We start from the raw sequence: 19,718 nt of genomic DNA, 5'->3' as shown, positions 1-19,718 counted from the left end.
TCGCCGAAAGCCGCTCATCGACTGGCGCAGCGCGTGCGAACTTTTCGCCGCAACGGCTGTCATTCAGCTGATGCGCCATACGGAGCGGCGACTGCGCGCTCGATTTACGCGCCAAGTGTCTCGGGCTCCCGACTACGGTCGCCGCCCCACCGGCTGTGTCCAACGTGCCTGTCGTCCGGTATCGACAGCGCCCCGAGGGGCCAGGTGCAGCCAACCTCAGTGCCCCGCCCCGGGACTTACTCTTATTTCAATATCGCGAATCCTTCATGCCCATATCTCTTCATCCTTCTGCCTTGCTTTCCCGCCTTACCTCCTCCCGGTCGTGCAAGTGGATCGGCGCCGGTCTGCTCGGCGCCATGCTGGTCGCCGGGCCGGCCCATTCCCAAGAGCCCACCGACAACACACGCTGGGTCAGCGACAGCCTGAACACCTATGTACGTAGCGGTCCAACCGATGGCTATCGCATCGTCGGTACGCTGACCTCCGGGCAAAAGGTCGAACTGATCAGCACCCAGGGCGACTACAGCCAGGTCCGCTCGGAGTCGGGCTCAACCGTCTGGATTCCCAGCAGCGAGTTGCAGGAAGTCCCGGGCCAGGCCGAACGCCTACCGCAGCTCGAGCAACAAGTGGCTGAGCTGAGCGAAGAGCTCAAGACCATCGATGACAGCTGGCAACTGCGGGTACAGGGCATGCAGGAGACCCTCGATTCGCGTAAGGCGCTGATCGACGAGCTCGAAGCCCGCCGCGCCGCGCTCGAAGCGTCTCTGAGCGAAACCCAGTCCGAACTGCGCGCAACCCAGGCCCGTCTCGGTGACGAGAACAAGCAGATGCTCATGCAGTACATGATCTATGGCGGCAGCATCGCCGGTGCCGGGTTGCTGGTTGGGCTGATCCTGCCGTCGCTGACCCGCGGCCGCAAACGCAACGATCGCTGGTTCTGAGCGGGTTAGGCCAGGTAAGCGCCCAGCAGGTAGTAGAGGGCAGCCGCGAGCAGCGTGCTGCCTGTTAGCCCAACCCGACCATGCAGGGCGAGCACCGCGATGGCCATCAATGCCGGCCCGCCTGCGATGGGCGAATGGCTGATCTCGCTATACACGACGTACACGGCGAGGTTGAGGAACACAGCCATTGGCATCACCTGCCCGACCAGGTGCATCCCTCGTGCGCTCAGCGGGAAGCGGACGAATGCCGGCACGACGCGCACCAGCATGCTGGTGACCGCCAGCGCCGCAAGGGTGACCAGAGCCGCATCGTTCATCCGCGGCTCCTGCCCAGCAGCCAGGTCGCCAGCAGAACGCCCGGCCCCCAGAAATACACCGGCCCCAGCAGCAGGAGCAATCCGCTCGTTCCAGCAGCAGCAAGCCCAACTCGCATGAGCGTCACCCGCCGATCACCTTGCAACGAGCCGATCCGGTTCTTGAGCTGTGACGCGGCCAGATACAGCAGCACAGCACTTGCCGGGAACGCGAGGTTCAGATCGTCGCCGAACCAGCTGTCGGACAGCACCTCGCCGAGCGCCGCACCAAGTACACCCGCCAGCACCCAGGCAAGAAAAATGACCAGGCGAATGCGCAGCACCACGCCGGGCGAATCGTCATCACGCTCGCTGGCATAGGCCTCGTCGCCGAGCATATGGGCGCAACAGGCGCGTTTGAATGCGCCGTCCGGCAGGCGATCGACGGTGCTGAGTGCCATGGGCAGATAGCGACTATTGATAGAGGCCGTGACCAGCAACAGCGTGAGGAAATCCGCGCCATGCTCGCTGAGCGGCAATGCGGCGAACTGGCCACTGCCAGTGAAACCGAACAGACCGACGAGCAGTATCTCCAGCATCGACCAATCGGAACGCGCTGCCAGCAGGCCGAATAGCATGCTTACCGGCATGACCGACAGCGCGACCGGTAGCGCCCGCCTCAGTGCCGGCAGTCGAGTCGCAGGCCCGCCCTGAGGCCGGTCGAATGCATCCACTGCTTCTGTCATCCGCAATCCCCACTGTTCAGCACCTGTTTCGCCCAGTCTCGGCGCCGCCACCCGCTGGCGTCTTGCACGATCGTGCAGACAAGCGGCTCAGGCGCGGCGTATCAGCCGCAGCCAATGCCCAGGTGAAAGGCCGTAGGCCTGCTTGAACTGACGGGTCATATGGCTCTGATCGGCGAACCCGGCGATCAGCGCAGCATCGCTGGGCACACTTCCGCCAAGCAGCAGATGGCGCACGCGGTCGAGTCGCCGCAGCGTCAGATAGCGGTAGGGGCTGGTGCCATACAGCGCGCGGAAATCCCGCGACAGGCTCCAGCGGTCGCGGCCCGACACCCGTTCCAGTTCATCGAGACTGATGGGCTGGGTCAGGAATTCGTGGATGTAATCCCGGGCTCGCTCGGCCGCACGGTAATCCACACTGCGGCGCCGGCCTTTGGCACCGGAGACTGCTGCCAGGGCCTGAGCAACGTCATATAGCGCATCCTGCTCCTCCAGCCTGTCGAGTGGCCTGTCGAAGCTCTGCAGCAGGCTTCGGACGGCCCCTTGCATGCGCGGATCGCGGGACACGCCTTCGTTGATGAACGGCAGAGCCTGGCCGCCCAGCGCTCCCTGCAGCAGCGCGGGCTCGATGTAGACGATGCGGTAGCGGAAACCGGCCTCGCTGCCGGCCTCACCGTCATGCAGTTCATCGGGGTGCAACACGATGGTGTCGCCCGGCAGGCTGTAGCGCGAACAGTTGCGGTAATTGAAGCGATGTACGCCCGCCAGCGTACTGCCGATGGCATAGGTATCGTGCCGGTGAGGAGCGAACCCATAACCGGCGAAATAGGCTTCCAGCCGCTCAAACCGTCCCGGTTCGTGCGGGCGCCTGACCCAGTCCTTGTCGCTCATGTGCGTTGCGCCATCGTCCGGTATCCATCGGTCGCGTTGTTGACCGCGCTACGGTAGCGAGCGATTGCGGCGGCAGGCAATCGCAGGCTGCGCAGGCGCATTCTTGAGCCGCTCCGTTCGTCAAACCGCCATCGCTTAAGCCCCACGCGCCGACTATGCTTTGCTCAGACACTGCTAGGAAGCCAGGCACACATGGGCGCAGTATGGCGGTCCGACAAGACATCCCAGGATGGGCGTTATCAGCGCGCCCCCTCACCGGCCTCATCCCGTAACTCGGCCAAATCCCGCCGCAAGACAGCACGGCGGCTGGCGCTGGTTGTCGGGGGTTTTCTGCTGGCCGGTGGCGGCTATCTCGGCTGGCAGGAGCTGGAAAGCTCTCGCTGGCAATCCCATTGGCTGAGTCGCTACGCAGACGATCTGGATTACAGCGTGCGACCCGGGCCCAGCGCCCGTATCCAGTTTCCGACGGATGGCCCCTTCGATCGCCGGCTGGGTTACGTCGACCTGCCGCACTTCATCGAGCGCCTGGTGCAGCGCAATTTCCGCATCGAGGAGCAAGCCCGCTTCTCGCGCGCGCTGCTGGATTACACCAGCCGCGGTTTTTTCCCGCCCTACCCTGAGCAATCCCAGGCCGGGCTGACGATCAACGACTGTCGTGGCGTACCGCTCTATACCAACAGCTATCCGCGCCAGTACTACGAGCGCTTCGAAGACATTCCGCCGCTGGTGGTGATGAGCCTGCTGTTCATCGAGGACCGCGGGTTGCTGGACGCCAGCCGGCCGAACGCCAACCCGGCGGTGGACTGGCCGCGCTTCACCAAGGCGGCCATCAGCCAGCTGGAGAAACGCCTGGGCCTCGGCGGCCAGGCGGCGGGCGGCAGCACTTTGGCCACTCAGGTGGAAAAGTACCGGCACTCCCCCGAAGGGCGCACCGGCGACCCGCAAGAAAAGATCCGGCAGATGATCTCGGCCAGCATCCGGACCTACCGGGAAGGGCCGCAGACGCTCGCCACCCGCCAGCGCATCGTGCGTGACTACCTCAACAGCGTGCCGCTTTCCGCCGCGCCGGGGCACGGCGAGGTGCACGGCATCGCCGACGGTCTGCGACTCTGGTTCGGCGCCGACTTCCGCGAGGTCAACCGCCTGCTCGATCCGCATGCCGCCAGCGTGGTCGATCCGCAGGCCCGCGGCCTCGCCCTGCGCCAGGTGCTCTCGCTGCTGATCGCCCAACGCCGGCCATCGTATTACCTGGGTGCCGGTCGCGAGGAGATGGCTGATTTGACCGACAGCCACATCCGCCTGCTGGCCAATGGCGGCATCGTCGACCCGGCGCTGCGCGATGCGGCACTTGCCCAGCGGGTGGTGGCCGACAACCCCAGCCGTGAGGTGGCGATTCGTCCCGTCGACGCGACCAAGGGGATCACCGTTGCACGCATGCGCCTGGCCGGCCTGCTCAGTCTGCCGCTGTACGACCTCGACCGGCTGGACCTCACGGCGAGCACACCGCTGCAGGGCGACCTGCAGCGACAGATCAGCGAATACCTGGTGCGCCTGGCCGATCCTGCCTTCGCCGAATCGGTCGGCCTGTTTGGCGATCGCATGCTCTCGCCGGAAAAGACCGCTGATGTGCGCTACAGCTTCACCTTGTTCGAGCGCGGCGATGAAGGATTCCGCGTGCGCGTGCAGACCGACAACACCAACCAGCCGTTCGACATCAACGAAGGCAGCAAGCTGGAGCTGGGCTCGACCGCCAAGCTGCGGGTACTGACTACCTACCTGGAAGTCATCGCCGAGCTGCACCAGCGCTATTCCGAGCTCAGCCCGAGCGAACTGCGCAAGATCGATGCGCGTGCCAATCTCAGTCGCTGGGCTATCGACTATCTGGCAACCAACAGCGATCGCAGCCTGGACCGCATGCTCGATGCCGCACTGGAGCGCCGCTACTCGGCGAGCCCGGCCGAGCGCTTCTTCACCGGCGCCGGCATGCACCGTTTCGGCAACTTCCGCCGCGAGGACGACGGCCGTATTCCCACGGTGCGCGAGTCGCTGCGCGAGTCGATCAACCTGCCGTTTGTGCGCCTGATGCGCGATCTGGTCAGTTACAGCACTTACGAGACCATCAACAGCGCCGAGCTGCTGAAAGACGACAAGGACCCGCGCCGCCAGGAGTACCTGACCCGTTTCGCCGACCGCGAGGGCTCGGTGTTCCTGCAGCGCTTCTGGAAAAAGTACCGCAACAAGAGCACCAACGAGCGGATCGAAACCTTTCTCCAGGGCATGCGCCCGACGCCCGTACGCCTGGCCGCCGTGCATCGCTATCTGATGCCGGACGCCGAGCGCGAAGTATTCGATCACTTCCTCAGGCAGCACCTGCCAGATGCCGATCTCAGCGACAAGAAGCTGGATGAGCTCTACACGCGCTATGGCCCAGGCGCCTACAGCCTGCCAGATCAGGCCTATATCGCCCGTACCCACCCGCTCGACCTGTGGCTGCTCGGCTACCTGATCGCCAACCCGCAGGCGACGCTGTCCGACGTGGTCGCCAACAGCCGCGCCGAACGCCAGGAAGTCTACGGCTGGCTGTTCCGCAGCCGGCACAAGAGCGCACGCGATAGCCGCATCCGCATCATGCTGGAAGTGGAAGCCTTCACCGATATCCATCGCCGCTGGCAGCGCCTGGGCTATCCGTTCGACAACCTGGTGCCTTCGCTGGCCACCGCGCTTGGCAGCTCCGGAGACCGGCCGGCGGCGCTGGCCGAGCTGATGGGCATCATCCTCAACGACGGCGTCCGCCTGCCCAGCGTGCGTATCGACAACCTGCACTTCGCGCAGGGCACGCCCTACGAGACACGCCTGGGGTTCGTCGCCGGCAACGGTCAGCGGGTGGTGCCGGTGGAAGTGGCGCGCGCGCTGCAGAACGCACTGGCCAATGTGGTCGAAGGCGGAACGGCGAGACGTCTGCAAGGCACCTTCGTCACCGACGATGGCACTCCCCTGCGCATCGGCGGGAAGACCGGCACCGGCGACAACCGCATCCAGAGCGTCGGAGCCGGCGGACGGCTGATCAGCTCGCTGGCGCTGAACCGCACCGCGACCTTCGTGTTCTACCTGGGGCCACGTCACTTCGGCACGCTGACGGCCTACGTGCCGGGGCGCGCGGCCGACAGTTTCCGCTTTACCTCGGCGTTGCCGGTACAGACGCTCAAGGGTATGGCACCGATCCTGCAGCCGTACCTGCAAGGCGCGAACAGCCTGTGCCAGCCCGAGCACCTGCCGGCTCTGACCAGCGGCATGCTTTCAGCCGAGCACTGACGCCAAGGGGAACGCCGGCGACCAGCTCAGCCCTCGGCAGCTCGTAGCGCTCCGATGCACATGCAAACCCGTGCTCGTCCGCACGCTTCGCCTGTCAGCCTGTCGAACGCCATGGCGCTTGCACTTCCACAGAAGTGCAAAGCCGGTTCGCCGAACTGATCGATCAACAAGAGAACGCCATGCTCGAAGGAATCTTGCTGGCCAGTACAGGCCTCCTGGCACTCGTCACGCTGCTGCCGCTCTGTCGGTACCGCGTCTGGTGGATACGGGTCTGGGAGTTTCCACGTCTGCAACTGGGCGCCCTACTGGCGCTGCTGCTGCTCGTGCAGGTGCTGTGGCTGGACTATGGCCAACCCTGGCATGGCCTGATGACGGCCGTGACCGTGGCCTGCCTGATCTACCAGCTGGCCTGGGTCGTACCCTACACACGCCCCTGGCGCAACGAGGTGCGCCGGGCCAAGGCAGATGCCAAAGGGCCACGCATTCGGGTGATGTCATCCAATGTGCTGGGGCCGAACCGGCAGTCCGATCGGCTGCTGGCGCTGGTTCGCGAGTATCGCCCCGACGTGCTGGTGACCCTTGAGTCGGACCAGTGGTGGGAAACGCAGCTCGAGCCGCTGGCCGAGGAGTATCCGCACAGCATCCGCTGTCCGCTGGACAACCTCTACGGCATGCATGTCTTTTCGCGTTTACCGCTGGAAGAGCCGGAACTGTGTTTTCTGGTGGAAGACGACGTCCCCTCCATGCATGCTCGGGTGCGTGTCAGCGACAACCTCGCGGTGCGCATGCATTTTCTGCATCCGGCACCGCCCAGCCCCACCGAGAACGACGAATCCACCGAGCGCGACGTCGAACTGCTGGTGGTGGCCAGAAGCATCCAGCACAGCGATGACCCGATCATCGTCTCCGGCGACCTCAACGATGTGGCCTGGTCACCGACCACCCGCCTGTTCCGCAAGATCAGCGGCTTGCTCGATCCGCGCGTCGGCCGCGGCATGTACAACACCTTTCATGCCCATCACTGGTTCCTGCGCTGGCCGCTGGATCACTTCTTCCACAGCGCGCATTTCCGCTTCGTCCGTCTACTGCGCCTGCCGGATATCGGTTCCGATCACTTTCCCGTGTTCATCGAGCTGCAGTACGACCCGAGGCATACTGAAGAGCAGCAAGGCCTCGAAGCTGATCGGGAAGACGAGCGAGAGGCCGCCGACACCATCGCCGAAGAGCCGGCCACCCCGCAGGATGTGCCGCAACCCGAGGCCGGGCCAGGCCGCTGATGTGCGAACCCCAGGCCACGGCGGAAGGCCTATGCTGGACGAGACAGTGCTCACCGGTTCTGAAGAGAGGTCACTTTGGCTCCTGCATCCGATCGCCCCGCCCTCACCCCAGAAACCCTGCGCGAACTGGCGTTCGACCAGTCGATCCGCTGGACCAGCCAGAACGACGACCTCTGGCAGCTGATCGACAACGACCTCTGGGCACTGACCCGCAACCCTAGCCTGATCCTCAGCACGGTGCCGGAGCAGAAGCTGGAGGCGCTGCTGCGCCGCGCCGACTGCCACCGCCTGGTGGACGGCATCGTCAAGGCGCGCCAGGCGCGGCTGGAGCAGCCGACCTGGTTCGCCAGCCAGCAGTACGGCGAGCGCCTTGCGCGAGTCGCCTACTTCTCCATGGAATACATGCTCAGTGAAGCGCTGCCGATCTACTCCGGCGGGCTCGGCAATGTCGCCGGTGACCAGCTCAAGGCCGCCAGCGACCTCGGCGTGCCGGTTACGGCGGTCGGCATGCTCTGGCAGCACGGCTATTTCCGCCAGAGCATCGGCCCGGACGGCCGACAGCAGGCGCTGTACCCGGTCAACGACACCCGACAGATGCCCATCGAGCCGCTGCATGACGCTGGCGGTGCACCGCTGCGGCTGGCCATCCAGCTGCCTGGGTTGCAGATCTGGCTGCGCGGCTGGCAGGCCCGGGTCGGGCATAACCGGCTGTTGCTGCTCGATACCAACGACCCGGCCAACCCACCCATGGCGCGGCTGATCGCCAGCGAACTCTATGGCGGCGACAACGAGATGCGCCTGCGCCAGGAGCTGGTGCTGGGCATCGGTGGCTGGCGCCTGCTGGAAGCCGCCGGCCTGGAGCCCGATGTGCTGCACCTGAACGACGGTCATGCCGCATTCGCCGTGCTGGAGCGCGCTCGCAGCCATATGGCCCGGGAACGGGTCTCCTTCGCCGTGGCCCTCAATGCCACCCGCGCCGGCAACCTGTTCACCACCCATACGCCGGTGGAAGCCGGGTTCGATCGCTTCGCGCCGGAACTGGTGAGCCAGTACCTGGAACGCTATGCCGAGTACGAACTGGGCATTTCCATGCAAACCCTGCTGGCCATGGGCCGCAAGCAGCCGCAGGACACCCGCGAGCCGTTCAATATGGCCTACCTGGCGACGCGCGGTGCCGGCGCGGTCAACGCCGTCAGCCAGCTGCACGGCCATACCAGCCGCTACATCTTCCGCGAGCTGTATCCGCGCTGGCCGCTCGAGGCGGTACCGGTCGGGCACGTCACCAACGGCATCCACCTGCCGACCTGGGTATCGCCGGATGCCGAAGCACACTGGTACGAGTTGCACGGCGACGAGATTCCCTGGCGCGGCATCGACCACGCTTCGGTGGACGAACTGCTGGCCCAGGTCGACGACCGCTGGCTGTGGCAGATCCGCCAGCATGCGCGCAACGAACTGCTCGGCTTCGTGCGCAGCCATCTGGCCCGCAGCCTGGCCGTGCACGGCGCTTCACCGGCAGAAATCGAGGTAGCCGGTTCGCGCCTGCATCCGGAGCATCTGATCCTCGGCTTCGCCCGCCGCTTCGCCAGCTACAAGCGCCCCAACCTGCTGCTGCAGGACCCTGAGCGATTGGCGCGCATCCTCAGCCATCCGGCCTATCCGGTGCAGCTGCTGGTGGCTGGCAAGGCGCACCCGGCCGACCGCGCCGGGCAGGCATTGCTCTCCGATTGGCAACGCTTCGCCGCGCGACCGGACATCGCCGGTCGTGTGGTCTTTCTCGAGGACTACGACATGCGCATCGCCCGACACATGGTGCAAGGCGTCGATGTCTGGCTGAACACTCCACGGCGGCCATGGGAAGCAAGCGGCACCAGCGGCATGAAGGTGCTGGCCAACGGCGGCCTGAACCTATCGCAGCTCGACGGCTGGTGGGCCGAGGCCTACGCCGCCGACCTCGGCTGGGCCGTGGGTGACGGCCTCGAACACCCAGCCGAACACGACGCAGTCGATGCCGAACAGCTCTACGCGCTGCTGGAAACCGAGGTGATCCCCAGCTTCTACGCCCGCGACACGGAAGGCCTGCCCACCGCCTGGGTGCAACGCATGCGGCGCAGCATGAGCGCGCTGGTCGAGCGTTTTTCCGCCGACCGAACCGTGCGCGAATACACCGAACGCTACTACTTGCCCATGGCGACGACCTTTCGCCGTCGCTGCGCCGAAGGTTCGGCGCTGGCCAGCGAGCTGGCGCACCAGCTCACCGGTCTGCGCAGCTACTGGCATGAATTGGCCTTCAGCGAGGTGCAGTGGACCTGCGAGAACGGCCAGCTTCAGGTCGATGTCCGTCTGCATCTCGGCCATCTGGAACCGCGACAGATTGCCGTGCAGCTCTATGCCGAAGGCCGGGGCGAAGCTCCCGCCGAGGTCCATCCGCTCACCCTTGTCGAACACGACGGCGCTTTCGCCAGCTACCACGGCCACTTGCCTGCCGACCGCTCGGCGACGGATTACACCGCGCGGGTCATCCCTGGCAGCCAACTGGGGCTGTCTGTGCCGCTGGAGCTGGGGTTGATTCACTGGCAGCGATGAACGCCCGGAACGCCAGCGCAGCGGCGCAGTCCTCTATTAACCACTTGCCTTTCGAGGATGCCGCAGATGATGAAGCAACTGTTCGACAAATCCGCCCCACAGAACGTCCACGGCTGGGAACGCGCCGCCTCGCTGGCCGGTGGGCTGGTGATGATGGGCAAAGGGCTGCGTCGGGGCGGGCTGATCGGCTTGGCGGAGCTGGCCATGGGCGGCATGGCGCTGGCCCGTGGCATCAGCGGACGCTGCGAAGCCAAGCGCATGTGGAGCGAGATGGAAAGCAAGCCGGCGTTGCCGAGCCAGCGCTACAGCCATATGCCCCTGGATTCGGAAGTACATAGCCCGGACTTTCAGGGCGACAGCGTAACGCTCCCGGACAGCTCGCCGATGGGCAACGAGAGCCGCACCACGCCACGCGTCTGATCCACCGGGCGACGCTTCGATGATGTGCCGCCTGCGCACAGCCGCCACATGGCTGGCGCGCAATCCCAGCGCTCTCTCGGCGCCGCCCTGCTTCTCTCGACAGCTCGGCCAGCAATAACTACTGGCCCAGCAACCGCCCCTGATTCTGCTGCGCCATGTCCTTCAGGTAATCCCAGGTGGTGCGCATGCGCGCCAGGTCCTTGAATTCGATCGGCATCAGCATCCAGAAGGTTCGGGTGAAGCTGACCTCCTCGGGCAGCAGCAGCCGCAACCGCGGATCGGCATCGGCGGAAAACGCCGGCAGGATCGCGATCCCCGCCCCCATCGCCACGGCTTCCTGCTGCGCCAGCAGGCTGGTGCTGCGCAGGCCGACCGAGCGGGGATCGGCGATCCCATCGAGAAACAGCAGCTCCTTGCTGAACAGCAGGTCATCCACGTAGCTGACGAAGCGATGCGCGGCCAGGTCCTCGCGGCTGCGGATCGGCGGGTGTTCGTCCAGATACGCCGGCGACGCATACAACCGCAGCACGTAATCGGTCAGCCGGGTGATGATGAACGGCCCGCGCTCCGGGCGTTCCAGGGTGATGACGATGTCCGCCTCGTGACGCGACAGGCGCACCGCGCGCGGCAGTGCCAGCAGGTCGATGTTCAGATGCGGATAGCGCCGGCTGAGCCCGGTCAGCTGGCCGGCGAGCATCACCGTGCCGTAACCCTCCGTCGCGCCGATGCGCACCTGCCCGGAAAGGCCATCGGCCATGCTCGGCAGCGAATGTTCGATGGCCACGCTGGCACTTTCCATGGCCTCGACCCGCGGCAGCAGATTGCGCCCGGCTTCGGTGAGCTTGTAGCCACCCGGCTCGCGCAGGAACAGCTGCAGGCCCATGCTTTTTTCCAGCGCCTGCAAACGACGGGACACCGTTGTGTGGTCGACCGCGAGCCGACGCGCCGCGGTCGTCAGCCGCCCCGCTCGGGCGACCTCGAGGAAATAGCGCAGATTGTCCCAGTCCATGGTTGAAGCCTCCATCAGCTCCTGTGCATTTATGCAGAACGACTCTGCAGTAGATCGCATTGTAATGTGGTTTTTTGCATTGCTACATTCGGTGCAACTGGTCGCAGCCGTCCGCGAGCCATAACAACAACAGTGCCTTCTCAGGCGGAGAGCCTTATGACAACGTCCACCTCCATTCCTACCGTCAAATTGCTGATCGACGGTGAATTTATCGAATCGACCACCCAGGACTGGCGCGACGTCGTCAACCCGGCGACCCAGGAGGTCCTGGCGCGCGTGCCGTTTGCGACCGGCGAGGAAATCGACCGCGCCGTCGCCAGCGCCCAGCAGGCGTTCAAGACCTGGCGCAAGACGCCGATCGGTGCGCGTGCGCGCATCTTTCTCAAGTACCAGCAGCTGATCCGCGAGAATATGAAGGAGCTGGCGGCGATCCTCACTGCCGAACAGGGCAAGACCCTGGCCGATGCCGAGGGCGACGTGTTCCGCGGCCTGGAAGTGGTCGAGCACGCCGCCGGTATTGGCAACCTGCAGCTCGGCGAGCTGGCGAACAACGTCGCCGCCGGCGTCGATACCTATACCCTGCTGCAGCCGCTGGGCGTCTGCGCCGGTATTACCCCATTCAACTTCCCGGCGATGATTCCGCTGTGGATGTTCCCGATGGCCATCGCCACCGGCAATACCTTCGTCCTCAAACCGTCCGAACAGGACCCGATGGTCACCATGCGCCTGTGCGAACTGGCTTTGGAAGCCGGCGTGCCGCCGGGCGTGCTCAACGTGGTGCATGGCGGCGCCGATGCGGTGAATGCGATCTGCGACCACCCGGATATCAAGGCGGTGTCCTTCGTAGGTTCGACCAGGGTCGGCACCCACGTCTACAACCGTGCCAGCCAGGCCGGCAAGCGCGTGCAGTGCATGATGGGCGCGAAGAACCACGCCATCGTGCTGCCCGATGCGCACAAGGAGCAGACCCTCAACGCCATCGCCGGTGCCGCCTTCGGCGCGGCCGGCCAGCGCTGCATGGCGCTGTCGGTGGTGGTGCTGGTGGGTGAGGCGCAGGCCTGGATTCCCGATCTGGTAGCCAAGGCGCAGACCCTCAAGGTCAACGCCGGTGTCGAGGCTGGCACCGACGTCGGCCCGCTGGTTTCCTGCGCGGCGCTGGATCGCGTCAGCGGGCTGATCGAACGTGGCGTGCGCGAAGGCGCCAAGCTGGAGCTGGACGGCCGCAACCCGAGCGTCAGCGGTTACGAGAACGGCAACTTCGTCGGCCCGACCCTGTTTTCCGGCGTCACCCCCTCGATGAGCATCTACCGCGAAGAAATCTTCGGCCCGGTCCTGTGCGTCATGGCGGCGGCGACCATGGACGAAGCCATCGAGCTGATCAACGCCAACCCGAATGGCAACGGCACCGCCATCTTTACCCGCTCCGGCGCGGCGGCGCGGCACTTCCAGGAAGAGATCGACGTGGGCCAGGTGGGCATCAACGTACCGATCCCTGTGCCGGTACCGATGTTCTCCTTCACTGGCTCCCGCGCTTCCAAGCTCGGCGACCTCGGCCCCTACGGCAAGCAGGTGGTGCAGTTCTACACCCAGACCAAGACCATAACCGAGCGCTGGTTCGACGAAAACGAGGTCGGCGGCCCGGTCAACACCACCATCAATCTGAAGTGACATCACCCACCGGGCCGGCGGACGCGCCGGCCCTACAGGATGCTGAAATGACATTCGAAACCCTGCTCGTAGAAATCAAAGAACGCGTTGCGCTGATCACCCTCAACCGACCGCAGGCGCTCAATGCGCTCAACGCCCAACTGATCAGCGAACTGAACCAGGCCCTGGGCCAGCTCGAGGCCGATCCGCAGGTCGGCTGCGTCGTGCTCACCGGCTCGGCCAAGGCGTTCGCCGCCGGCGCCGACATCAAGGAGATGGCCGAGCTGTCCTACCCGCAGATCTATCTTGATGATTTCTTCGCCGAAGCCGACCGCATCGCCACGCGCCGCAAGCCGCTGATTGCCGCCGTCGCCGGTTACGCCCTGGGTGGCGGCTGCGAGCTGGCATTGCTCTGCGACATGATCTTCGCCGCCGACAACGCGCGTTTCGGCCAGCCGGAAGTCAACCTCGGCGTGCTGCCGGGTATTGGCGGCACCCAGCGCCTGACCCGCGCAGTGGGCAAGGCCAAGGCGATGGACATGTGCCTGACCGGTCGCCAGATGGACGCCGCCGAAGCCGAGCGCGCCGGCCTCGTCGCCCGTGTGTTCCCGGCCGAAAGCCTGCTGGAGGAAACCCTCAAGGCCGCCCGGGTGATCGCCGAGAAATCCCTGCCCGCCACCATGATGATCAAGGAAAGCGTCAACCGCGCCTTCGAGACCACGCTGGCAGAAGGCATCCGCTTCGAGCGCCGCGTGTTCCATGCGGTGTTCGCGACCGCCGATCAGAAGGAAGGCATGGCCGCGTTCAGCGAGAAGCGCAAGCCTGAGTTCACCAATCGCTGAGCCGCATCTGGCCATAACAACAAGAGGAAACACGCCATGCATATCGGATTTATCGGCCTGGGCAACATGGGCGCACCCATGGCCCACAACCTGCTCAAGGCAGGCCACCAGCTCAGCGTCTTCGACCTCAACGCCGCGGCCGTGGAGAATCTGGTCGGCGCTGGTGCGCTGCCGGTCGACTCCCCGACCGCAATCGCCCAGGGCAACGCCGAGCTGATCATCACCATGCTGCCGGCCGCCGCCCATGTGAAGAGCGTGTACCTGGGCGAGAACGGCCTGATCGCCCATAGCCGTGCCGGCGTGATGCTGATCGACTGCTCCACCATCGACCCGCACAGCGCCCGCGAAGTGGCCAAAGCCGCCGCCGAGAATGGCAACCCGATGCTCGACGCACCGGTTTCGGGCGGCACCGGCGGTGCAGCAGCCGGCACCCTGACCTTCATGGTCGGTGGCAGCGATGCGGACTTCGATCGTGCACAACCGATTCTCGCGGCCATGGGCAAGAACATCGTGCACTGCGGTGCAGCCGGCAACGGCCAGGTGGCCAAGGTCGCCAACAACATGCTGCTGGGCATCTCCATGATCGGCGTCGCCGAAGCCATGGCGCTGGGCGTCGCGCTGGGCATGGATGCCAAGACCCTGGCCGGCGTGATCAACACCTCCAGCGGCCGCTGCTGGAGCTCGGATACCTACAACCCCTTCCCTGGCGTGCTGGACAACGTACCGGCCTCCCGCGGCTACAGCGGCGGCTTCGGCAGCGACCTGATGCTCAAGGATCTGGGCCTGGCCACCGAGGCCGCCAAGCAGGTGCGTCAGCCGGTGATCCTCGGCGCCCTCGCCCAGCAGCTCTACCAGACCTTCAGTGCCCAGGGCCATGGCGGCCTGGACTTCTCGGCGATCATCAATCAGTACCGCAAGGACACCTGACCATGAGTGCAACCGAACGCCCCGTGCTGGCCGCCGTACGCAACCACGTCGGCCACCTCACCCTCAACCGCCCGGCCGGGCTGAATGCGGTGACCCTGGAAATGGTGCGCCTGCTGCAACAGCAGCTCAGCGCCTGGGCTGCCGATCCGCAGATCCATGCCGTGGTACTGCGTGCCAATGGCGAAAAAGCCTTCTGCGCCGGCGGTGACATCCGTTCGCTGTACGACAGCTTCCAGCGCGGCGATACCGAGCACGAAACCTTCTTCGAAGAGGAATACGCCCTCGACCAGTACATCCACGCCTACCCGAAGCCGCTGCTGGCGCTGATGGACGGTTTCGTCCTCGGCGGCGGCATGGGCCTAGTCCAGGGCGCCTCGCTGCGCGTGGTCACCGAGCGCGTGCGCATGGGCATGCCGGAAGTCGGCATCGGCTATTTCCCGGATGTCGGCGGCAGCTATTTCCTCTCGCGCCTGCCGGGTGAACTTGGCACCTACATGGGCGTCACCGGCCTGCAGATCCGCGCCGCCGATGCGCTACATGTCGGCCTGGCGGACTGGTGCGTCAGTCACGATCAGATCGCCGAGCTGGATCGCTGCCTGGACCGCATGAGCTGGTCGGTTCATCCGCAGGAGGCGCTGCGCACCCTGGTGGCGACGCTGGGCAGCAACAAACTGCCGGGTTCCGAGCTGAAGACGTTGCATCAGGCCATCGACGAGCACTTCGGCAAAAGCGACGTGGCGGCGATTCGCGCATCGCTGGCCGCCGAGACGCGCCCGGAGTTCGCCGACTGGGCCGAGGAAACGCTGAAAGTGCTCGACAGCCGCTCGCCGCTGGCCATGTGCGTCACCCTGGAGATGCTGCGTCGCGGCCGCGAACTGCCGCTGGCCGACTGCTTCGCTTTGGAACTGCACCTGGACCGTCAATGGTTTGCCAAGGGCGACATCATGGAAGGCGTGCGTGCGCTGATCATCGACAAGGACAAGTCACCGCGCTGGAATCCGCCGACGCTGGCAGAGGTCACGCCGGAGCGCGTCCAGGCGTTCTTCGACGGCTTCAAGGCCACCACCGGCAAGACACGCCGCAGCGCCACGGCTTGAACCTCTTTTGCAGCACAACAACAAGAAGAGACCGCGCAATGCATGACCTCGAACTCAGCGAAGACCAACGCATGATCCGCGACATGGCGCGCGACTTCGCCCGCCGCGAGATCGCCCCCCATGCACAGGCCTGGGAAAAGGCCGGCTGGATCGACGACGCTCTGGTCGCCCAGATGGGCGAGCTTGGCCTGCTCGGCATGGTCGTCCCGGAAGAATGGGGCGGCAGCTACATCGACTACGTGGCCTACGCCCTGGCCGTGGAAGAAATCTCCGCCGGCGACGGCGCCACCGGCGCGCTGATGAGCATCCACAATTCGGTGGGCTGCGGACCGGTGCTGAACTATGGCTCGCAGGCGCAGAAGGACGAGTGGCTGGCTGAACTGGCCAGCGGTCGCGCCATCGGCTGCTTCGCCCTCACCGAACCGCAGGCCGGCTCCGAGGCGCACAACCTGCGCACACGCGCCGAACTGGTGGATGGCCAGTGGGTGCTCAACGGCAGCAAGCAGTTCTGCAGCAATGCCAAGCGGGCAAAGTTGGCCATCGTCTTCGCGGTGACTGATCCGGACCTCGGCAAGAAGGGCCTTTCCGCCTTTCTGGTGCCCACCGAAACCCCCGGCTTTGCGGTGGAGCGCAGCGAACACAAGATGGGCATCCGTGCCTCGGACACCTGCGCGGTCTCGCTCAGCGACTGCCGAATCCCGCAGGCCAACCTGCTTGGCGAGCGCGGCAAGGGCCTGGCGATTGCGCTGTCGAACCTCGAAGGCGGGCGTATCGGCATCGGCGCGCAGGCGCTGGGCATCGCCCGTGCGGCCTTCGAAGCCGCCCTGCTCTACGCACGCGAGCGCGTGCAGTTCGGCAAGCCGATCGCCGAACACCAGAGCATCGCCAACATGCTCGCCGACATGCAGACCCAGCTGAATGCGGCGCGTCTCTTGATCCTGCATGCCGCGCGGCTGAAGAGCGCCGGCCTGCCCTGCCTGTCCGAAGCCTCCCAGGCCAAGCTGTTCGCCTCGGAAATGGCGGAGAAGGTCTGTTCGCAGGCGGTGCAGATCCACGGTGGCTACGGCTATCTCGAAGACTACCCGGTCGAGCGCTACTACCGCGATGCGCGTATCACGCAGATCTACGAGGGCTCGAGCGAGATCCAGCGCCTGCTGATCGCGCGGGAGCTGGCGAACTACGCGCTTTAGTAGGTACGCCGCGAGGCTGCGGGCGTGAAGCTGCTGGGGTCAGGAGCGCTTGCTCCTTGCGGCGTTTGTTGGTGGGCTGAAGCCCACCTCTAAGGTGCATACCCCCATGCAACGCCGGACTCCCACCTAAGCGTCTACGGACTTGTAGGGTGGGCTTCAGCCCACCAATCCCGCCCCCGCCCCGCCGGAAATTCGCAACAACCGTTAACTACGGCCAATAAAAAGGGGAGCCGTTAGGCTCCCCTTCAGGGCGTGTTGCTTTGTTCTTCTTCTGCTGACGGGCTTGTTGTTTTTGTTGGCAGCCCGATCGGACATCGTCCGCATAGCAGTCCCATTCGGGACACAAAGAACAAACGGATTATTTTGGTCGCTGATGTTGCCACTACCCTCACGGGCTCAACCGGTTCTGGAGCTGCCTCAAGGCAGTTTTGTTGTTCTCGGTCCGGTCGACAGGAAACCTGTCGGGCAATTCCTCTCCAAAAGAATCAGTTTGCTACGTCTCCCACCTGCTTGTTTTTATAGTGTCGGAGTCGCTACGTGTTGTTCTTGTTATGGGGTGTGCTTTCTTGTTTTTGTTGTGCCCATAGGAAAGCATTCCCCGTGCCAGTTTTAATATATGCTTATTTTTCAATAGGTTAGCTAACATCAGCCAATCGCAGCAGGCTGCCGAAACGCCCTTTCGTTACTGCCCGCCTCAGCGAACCGTTACACCGTACGGAAGGAGTAACACCTTTGGATGGGTTTCCAGTAACAGCTGCGGCAGCTTCGAACGCGCAATGCAGGACACCCCGACAGTGGTCACCGTCAGGGTGTCGATCGCTCGATTGGCATAGGTAGGTTCTTCGGCTGGTTAGCGCCTGGGTCGTATCAGGCGTCTGCTGTCAGAACAGCAGTTTCCTTGGATCTGGCCAGATAATCGCAGAGCGCGATGGCCAGCAGTGGAGCGACACCAATGTTGAAGGCCGCGTGCCAGGTTTCCACCAGCCCCACGAAAAGCATCCCCACGACAACGATCGCGGCGAGACAGTGAGCAAGGAAACGGCACAATTCAAGTGCAACTACTTGTTGTTCGGCATTGTTATTCATACGTTTGACTCCCCGTTTTTGTTGTAATAAGCAGCCTCGGTTTTGATATTAGTCCGCTGACCCAGCCGTGCAACTTCAACCGACGTGCGGCACGTCTACAACGCCTGTTCCAGCGCCCAGTCGAGACCTTGGTCGTATCCAGTTCATTACTTCCTACTGTGTGCCGACATCAACGTTATATATGGGGGAATCGTTTTCTTGACTAACTGTCCAATAAACGCCGACCTCGCATAGAGCATCAGACGAAACGCGGACTGGAGAAAAAGAACTTGTTCTGTTGGTCCTACACGATGCAGCTGCTTGGCGCTTAGCCGTCGGCAGCGATTCGCCCCTGGCTATCCGGTCAATCCCACCCTGCTTCCGGCTCGCATCTGAGCGTCCGCCGCGCCTTGCCTGGCGTTCGTGAAAAGCGCGGCGCCGGCGCCGCCTGCAACATGCCGTCGAGATCCTGATAGACACCCCGCTGACGCAGATGGGGATGCCGCGCCGCCTCGGCCAGCTCCAGCACCGGAGCGAAACAGGCGTCGCTGCCTTCCAGCAAGGCGCACCACTCGGCTTGCGTGCGCGTCGCGAACAGCCGCTCCAGCAGCTCGCCCTGCACAGGCCACTCGGTCGGATCGACACAGCCCGCCCACAGCGCTTCCGGTGCGTCCATGCGCTCCAGCAGCTCGCGCCAGAACTGCGGTTCCAGCGGGCCGATGGCGATCTCGCGACCATCGGCACAGCGATAGCACCGGTAGTTCGGCGCCGCTCCACCCAGCGGATTGCGCTCACGCTGCAGGTCGATCCGCCCACTCGGCAGCAAGCCGGCGAAGAACGTCATCAGCGAGGACACCCCGTCGACGATGGCCGCATCGATCACCTGTCCCTGCCCTGAGCGCTCGCGCTCCCACAAGGCAGCGAGAATGCCGACGGCGAGGTAGAGCGAGCCACCACCGAAATCGCCGACCAGATTCAGCGGAGGGATGGCCGGCCCGCTGTCGCCACGGATCGCCGCCAGCGCGCCGGTCAGCGCGATATAGTTGATATCGTGCCCGGCGGCCTTCGCCAGCGGGCCGCTCTGCCCCCAGCCGGTCATGCGCCCGTAGATCAGCCGCGGATTGCGCGCCATCAGTTCATCCGGCCCCAATCCCAGCCGTTCCATCACCCCGGGGCGGAAGCCTTCGATCAGCACGTCAGCGTCCGCGGCCAGCGCCAGGCAGCGCTCTCGCCCAGCCACACTGCGGATGTCGAGGGTCAGCGTCTTGCGTCCACGATCGACCACCGGGTTCGGCCAGCCATTGCCACCTTCGCGCTCGATGCGCAGCACCTCGGCGCCCATGTCGGCCAACAGCATGGCGCAATGCGGGCCGGGGCCGATGCCGGCGAACTCCAGTACGCGCAGCCCGCACAGCGGTCCGCTACGGGTATCGTCATGTTCGTTCATGAGCTATCTCCTCGATTCACACGCGCGCGGA

Annotated in this window: 16 protein-coding genes; 10 read left to right on the top strand and 6 right to left on the bottom strand. The window is 64.8% G+C overall.

Annotated elements, in window-relative coordinates; genetic code table 11:
* Positions 1 to 266: 266 nt before the first annotated feature.
* A complete protein-coding gene (locus tag OUY36_RS10120) occupies positions 267 to 941 on the top strand; it encodes a TIGR04211 family SH3 domain-containing protein (protein ID WP_267937896.1) in 675 nt (224 codons plus the stop codon).
* A gap of 5 nt (positions 942 to 946) precedes the next feature.
* Here OUY36_RS10120 and OUY36_RS10115 read toward each other — a convergent pair whose 3' ends face one another.
* The 3 genes from OUY36_RS10115 to OUY36_RS10105 all read right to left on the bottom strand — a co-directional run bounded on the left by OUY36_RS10115 (position 947) and on the right by OUY36_RS10105 (position 2,868).
* A complete protein-coding gene (locus tag OUY36_RS10115; protein WP_200594103.1) occupies positions 947 to 1,258 on the bottom strand; it encodes a hypothetical protein in 312 nt (103 codons plus the stop codon).
* Entirely contained in the window at positions 1,255 to 1,872 is a 618-nt protein-coding gene (locus OUY36_RS10110) for an AzlC family ABC transporter permease (RefSeq protein WP_267938153.1), read from the bottom strand. The genes OUY36_RS10115 and OUY36_RS10110 overlap by 4 nt, the downstream gene beginning before the upstream one ends.
* 195 nt (positions 1,873 to 2,067) lie before the next feature.
* Positions 2,068 to 2,868, bottom strand: a complete 801-nt coding sequence (locus OUY36_RS10105; protein ID WP_267937893.1) for an AraC family transcriptional regulator — start codon at positions 2,866 to 2,868, stop codon at positions 2,068 to 2,070.
* Between the two features lie 192 nt (positions 2,869 to 3,060).
* On the opposite strand from OUY36_RS10105, the gene OUY36_RS10100 reads away from it, so the two are divergent.
* The 4 genes from OUY36_RS10100 (at position 3,061) to OUY36_RS10085 (ending at position 10,463) form a co-directional block, all read left to right on the top strand.
* Positions 3,061 to 6,180, top strand: a complete 3,120-nt coding sequence (locus tag OUY36_RS10100; protein ID WP_267937890.1) for a transglycosylase domain-containing protein — start codon at positions 3,061 to 3,063, stop codon at positions 6,178 to 6,180.
* A gap of 179 nt (positions 6,181 to 6,359) precedes the next feature.
* On the top strand, positions 6,360 to 7,457 hold the full coding sequence (locus OUY36_RS10095) for an endonuclease/exonuclease/phosphatase family protein (protein WP_267937888.1): 1,098 nt from the start codon (positions 6,360 to 6,362) through the stop codon (positions 7,455 to 7,457).
* Positions 7,458 to 7,532: 75 nt separating this feature from the next.
* Positions 7,533 to 10,043 carry an alpha-glucan family phosphorylase gene (gene glgP, locus OUY36_RS10090; RefSeq protein WP_267937886.1) on the top strand — a complete coding sequence of 837 codons (2,511 nt, stop codon included), beginning with the start codon at positions 7,533 to 7,535 and terminating at the stop codon, positions 10,041 to 10,043.
* A 66-nt stretch (positions 10,044 to 10,109) separates the two neighbouring features.
* Positions 10,110 to 10,463 (top strand): YgaP family membrane protein, encoded by a 354-nt coding sequence (locus OUY36_RS10085; protein ID WP_133457040.1) that lies wholly within the window; start codon positions 10,110 to 10,112, stop codon positions 10,461 to 10,463.
* 118 nt (positions 10,464 to 10,581) lie between these two features.
* On the opposite strand, the gene OUY36_RS10080 is transcribed toward OUY36_RS10085, so the two are convergent.
* Positions 10,582 to 11,472, bottom strand: a complete 891-nt coding sequence (locus OUY36_RS10080; protein ID WP_063543281.1) for a LysR family transcriptional regulator — start codon at positions 11,470 to 11,472, stop codon at positions 10,582 to 10,584.
* Between the two features lie 156 nt (positions 11,473 to 11,628).
* On the opposite strand from OUY36_RS10080, the gene OUY36_RS10075 reads away from it, so the two are divergent.
* Genes OUY36_RS10075 through OUY36_RS10055 form a run of 5 tightly spaced genes read left to right on the top strand, consistent with a single transcriptional unit; the run spans position 11,629 to position 17,175 of the window.
* Positions 11,629 to 13,140 (top strand): CoA-acylating methylmalonate-semialdehyde dehydrogenase, encoded by a 1,512-nt coding sequence (locus OUY36_RS10075; protein WP_267937884.1) that lies wholly within the window; start codon positions 11,629 to 11,631, stop codon positions 13,138 to 13,140.
* Positions 13,141 to 13,187: 47 nt separating this feature from the next.
* Positions 13,188 to 13,961, top strand: coding sequence for an enoyl-CoA hydratase (locus tag OUY36_RS10070; protein ID WP_014820428.1), 774 nt, complete (start codon positions 13,188 to 13,190; stop codon positions 13,959 to 13,961).
* Positions 13,962 to 13,997: 36 nt separating this feature from the next.
* Positions 13,998 to 14,888 (top strand): 3-hydroxyisobutyrate dehydrogenase, encoded by an 891-nt coding sequence (gene mmsB / locus OUY36_RS10065; protein WP_267937881.1) that lies wholly within the window; start codon positions 13,998 to 14,000, stop codon positions 14,886 to 14,888.
* A 2-nt stretch (positions 14,889 to 14,890) separates the two neighbouring features.
* Positions 14,891 to 15,985, top strand: coding sequence for an enoyl-CoA hydratase/isomerase family protein (locus OUY36_RS10060; RefSeq protein WP_152481217.1), 1,095 nt, complete (start codon positions 14,891 to 14,893; stop codon positions 15,983 to 15,985).
* Positions 15,986 to 16,023: 38 nt separating this feature from the next.
* Positions 16,024 to 17,175: an acyl-CoA dehydrogenase family protein gene (locus OUY36_RS10055; RefSeq protein ID WP_110777244.1), complete on the top strand. Its 1,152-nt coding sequence runs from the start codon at positions 16,024 to 16,026 to the stop codon at positions 17,173 to 17,175.
* Positions 17,176 to 18,042: 867 nt separating this feature from the next.
* Here the strand turns inward: OUY36_RS10055 and OUY36_RS10050 are convergent.
* Together OUY36_RS10050 and OUY36_RS10045 are read right to left on the bottom strand one after the other, a co-directional pair.
* Entirely contained in the window at positions 18,043 to 18,261 is a 219-nt protein-coding gene (locus OUY36_RS10050) for a hypothetical protein (protein WP_019407593.1), read from the bottom strand.
* A 343-nt stretch (positions 18,262 to 18,604) separates the two neighbouring features.
* Complete coding sequence (locus OUY36_RS10045) at positions 18,605 to 19,687, bottom strand: CaiB/BaiF CoA transferase family protein (protein ID WP_267937877.1); 1,083 nt, start codon at positions 19,685 to 19,687, stop codon at positions 18,605 to 18,607.
* Between the last annotated feature and the right edge of the window lie 31 nt (positions 19,688 to 19,718).

Source organism: Stutzerimonas sp. R40042 (assembly GCF_026642215.1).
GTDB classification, from domain to species: Bacteria; Pseudomonadota; Gammaproteobacteria; order Pseudomonadales; family Pseudomonadaceae; genus Stutzerimonas; species Stutzerimonas frequens.
Note: the sequence above shows the minus strand (reverse complement) of the source record. Positions and strands in the feature narration are given on the sequence as shown.

Bases quoted from the DNA above. Each gene is read 5' to 3' on its own strand.
- OUY36_RS10080 (WP_063543281.1), bottom strand. From the start codon at position 11,472: ATGGACTGGGACAATCTGCGCTATTTCCTCGAGGTCGCCCGAGCGGGG.
- OUY36_RS10050 (WP_019407593.1), bottom strand. From the start codon at position 18,261: ATGAATAACAATGCCGAACAACAAGTAGTTGCACTTGAATTGTGCCGT.
- mmsB (WP_267937881.1), top strand. From the start codon at position 13,998: ATGCATATCGGATTTATCGGCCTGGGCAACATGGGCGCACCCATGGCC.
- OUY36_RS10095 (WP_267937888.1), top strand. From the start codon at position 6,360: ATGCTCGAAGGAATCTTGCTGGCCAGTACAGGCCTCCTGGCACTCGTC.
- OUY36_RS10070 (WP_014820428.1), top strand. From the start codon at position 13,188: ATGACATTCGAAACCCTGCTCGTAGAAATCAAAGAACGCGTTGCGCTG.
- OUY36_RS10105 (WP_267937893.1), bottom strand. From the start codon at position 2,868: ATGAGCGACAAGGACTGGGTCAGGCGCCCGCACGAACCGGGACGGTTT.
- OUY36_RS10045 (WP_267937877.1), bottom strand. From the start codon at position 19,687: ATGAACGAACATGACGATACCCGTAGCGGACCGCTGTGCGGGCTGCGC.
- OUY36_RS10075 (WP_267937884.1), top strand. From the start codon at position 11,629: ATGACAACGTCCACCTCCATTCCTACCGTCAAATTGCTGATCGACGGT.
- OUY36_RS10110 (WP_267938153.1), bottom strand. From the start codon at position 1,872: ATGCTATTCGGCCTGCTGGCAGCGCGTTCCGATTGGTCGATGCTGGAG.
- OUY36_RS10085 (WP_133457040.1), top strand. From the start codon at position 10,110: ATGATGAAGCAACTGTTCGACAAATCCGCCCCACAGAACGTCCACGGC.
- OUY36_RS10120 (WP_267937896.1), top strand. From the start codon at position 267: ATGCCCATATCTCTTCATCCTTCTGCCTTGCTTTCCCGCCTTACCTCC.
- OUY36_RS10115 (WP_200594103.1), bottom strand. From the start codon at position 1,258: ATGAACGATGCGGCTCTGGTCACCCTTGCGGCGCTGGCGGTCACCAGC.
- OUY36_RS10060 (WP_152481217.1), top strand. From the start codon at position 14,891: ATGAGTGCAACCGAACGCCCCGTGCTGGCCGCCGTACGCAACCACGTC.
- OUY36_RS10100 (WP_267937890.1), top strand. From the start codon at position 3,061: ATGGGCGCAGTATGGCGGTCCGACAAGACATCCCAGGATGGGCGTTAT.
- OUY36_RS10055 (WP_110777244.1), top strand. From the start codon at position 16,024: ATGCATGACCTCGAACTCAGCGAAGACCAACGCATGATCCGCGACATG.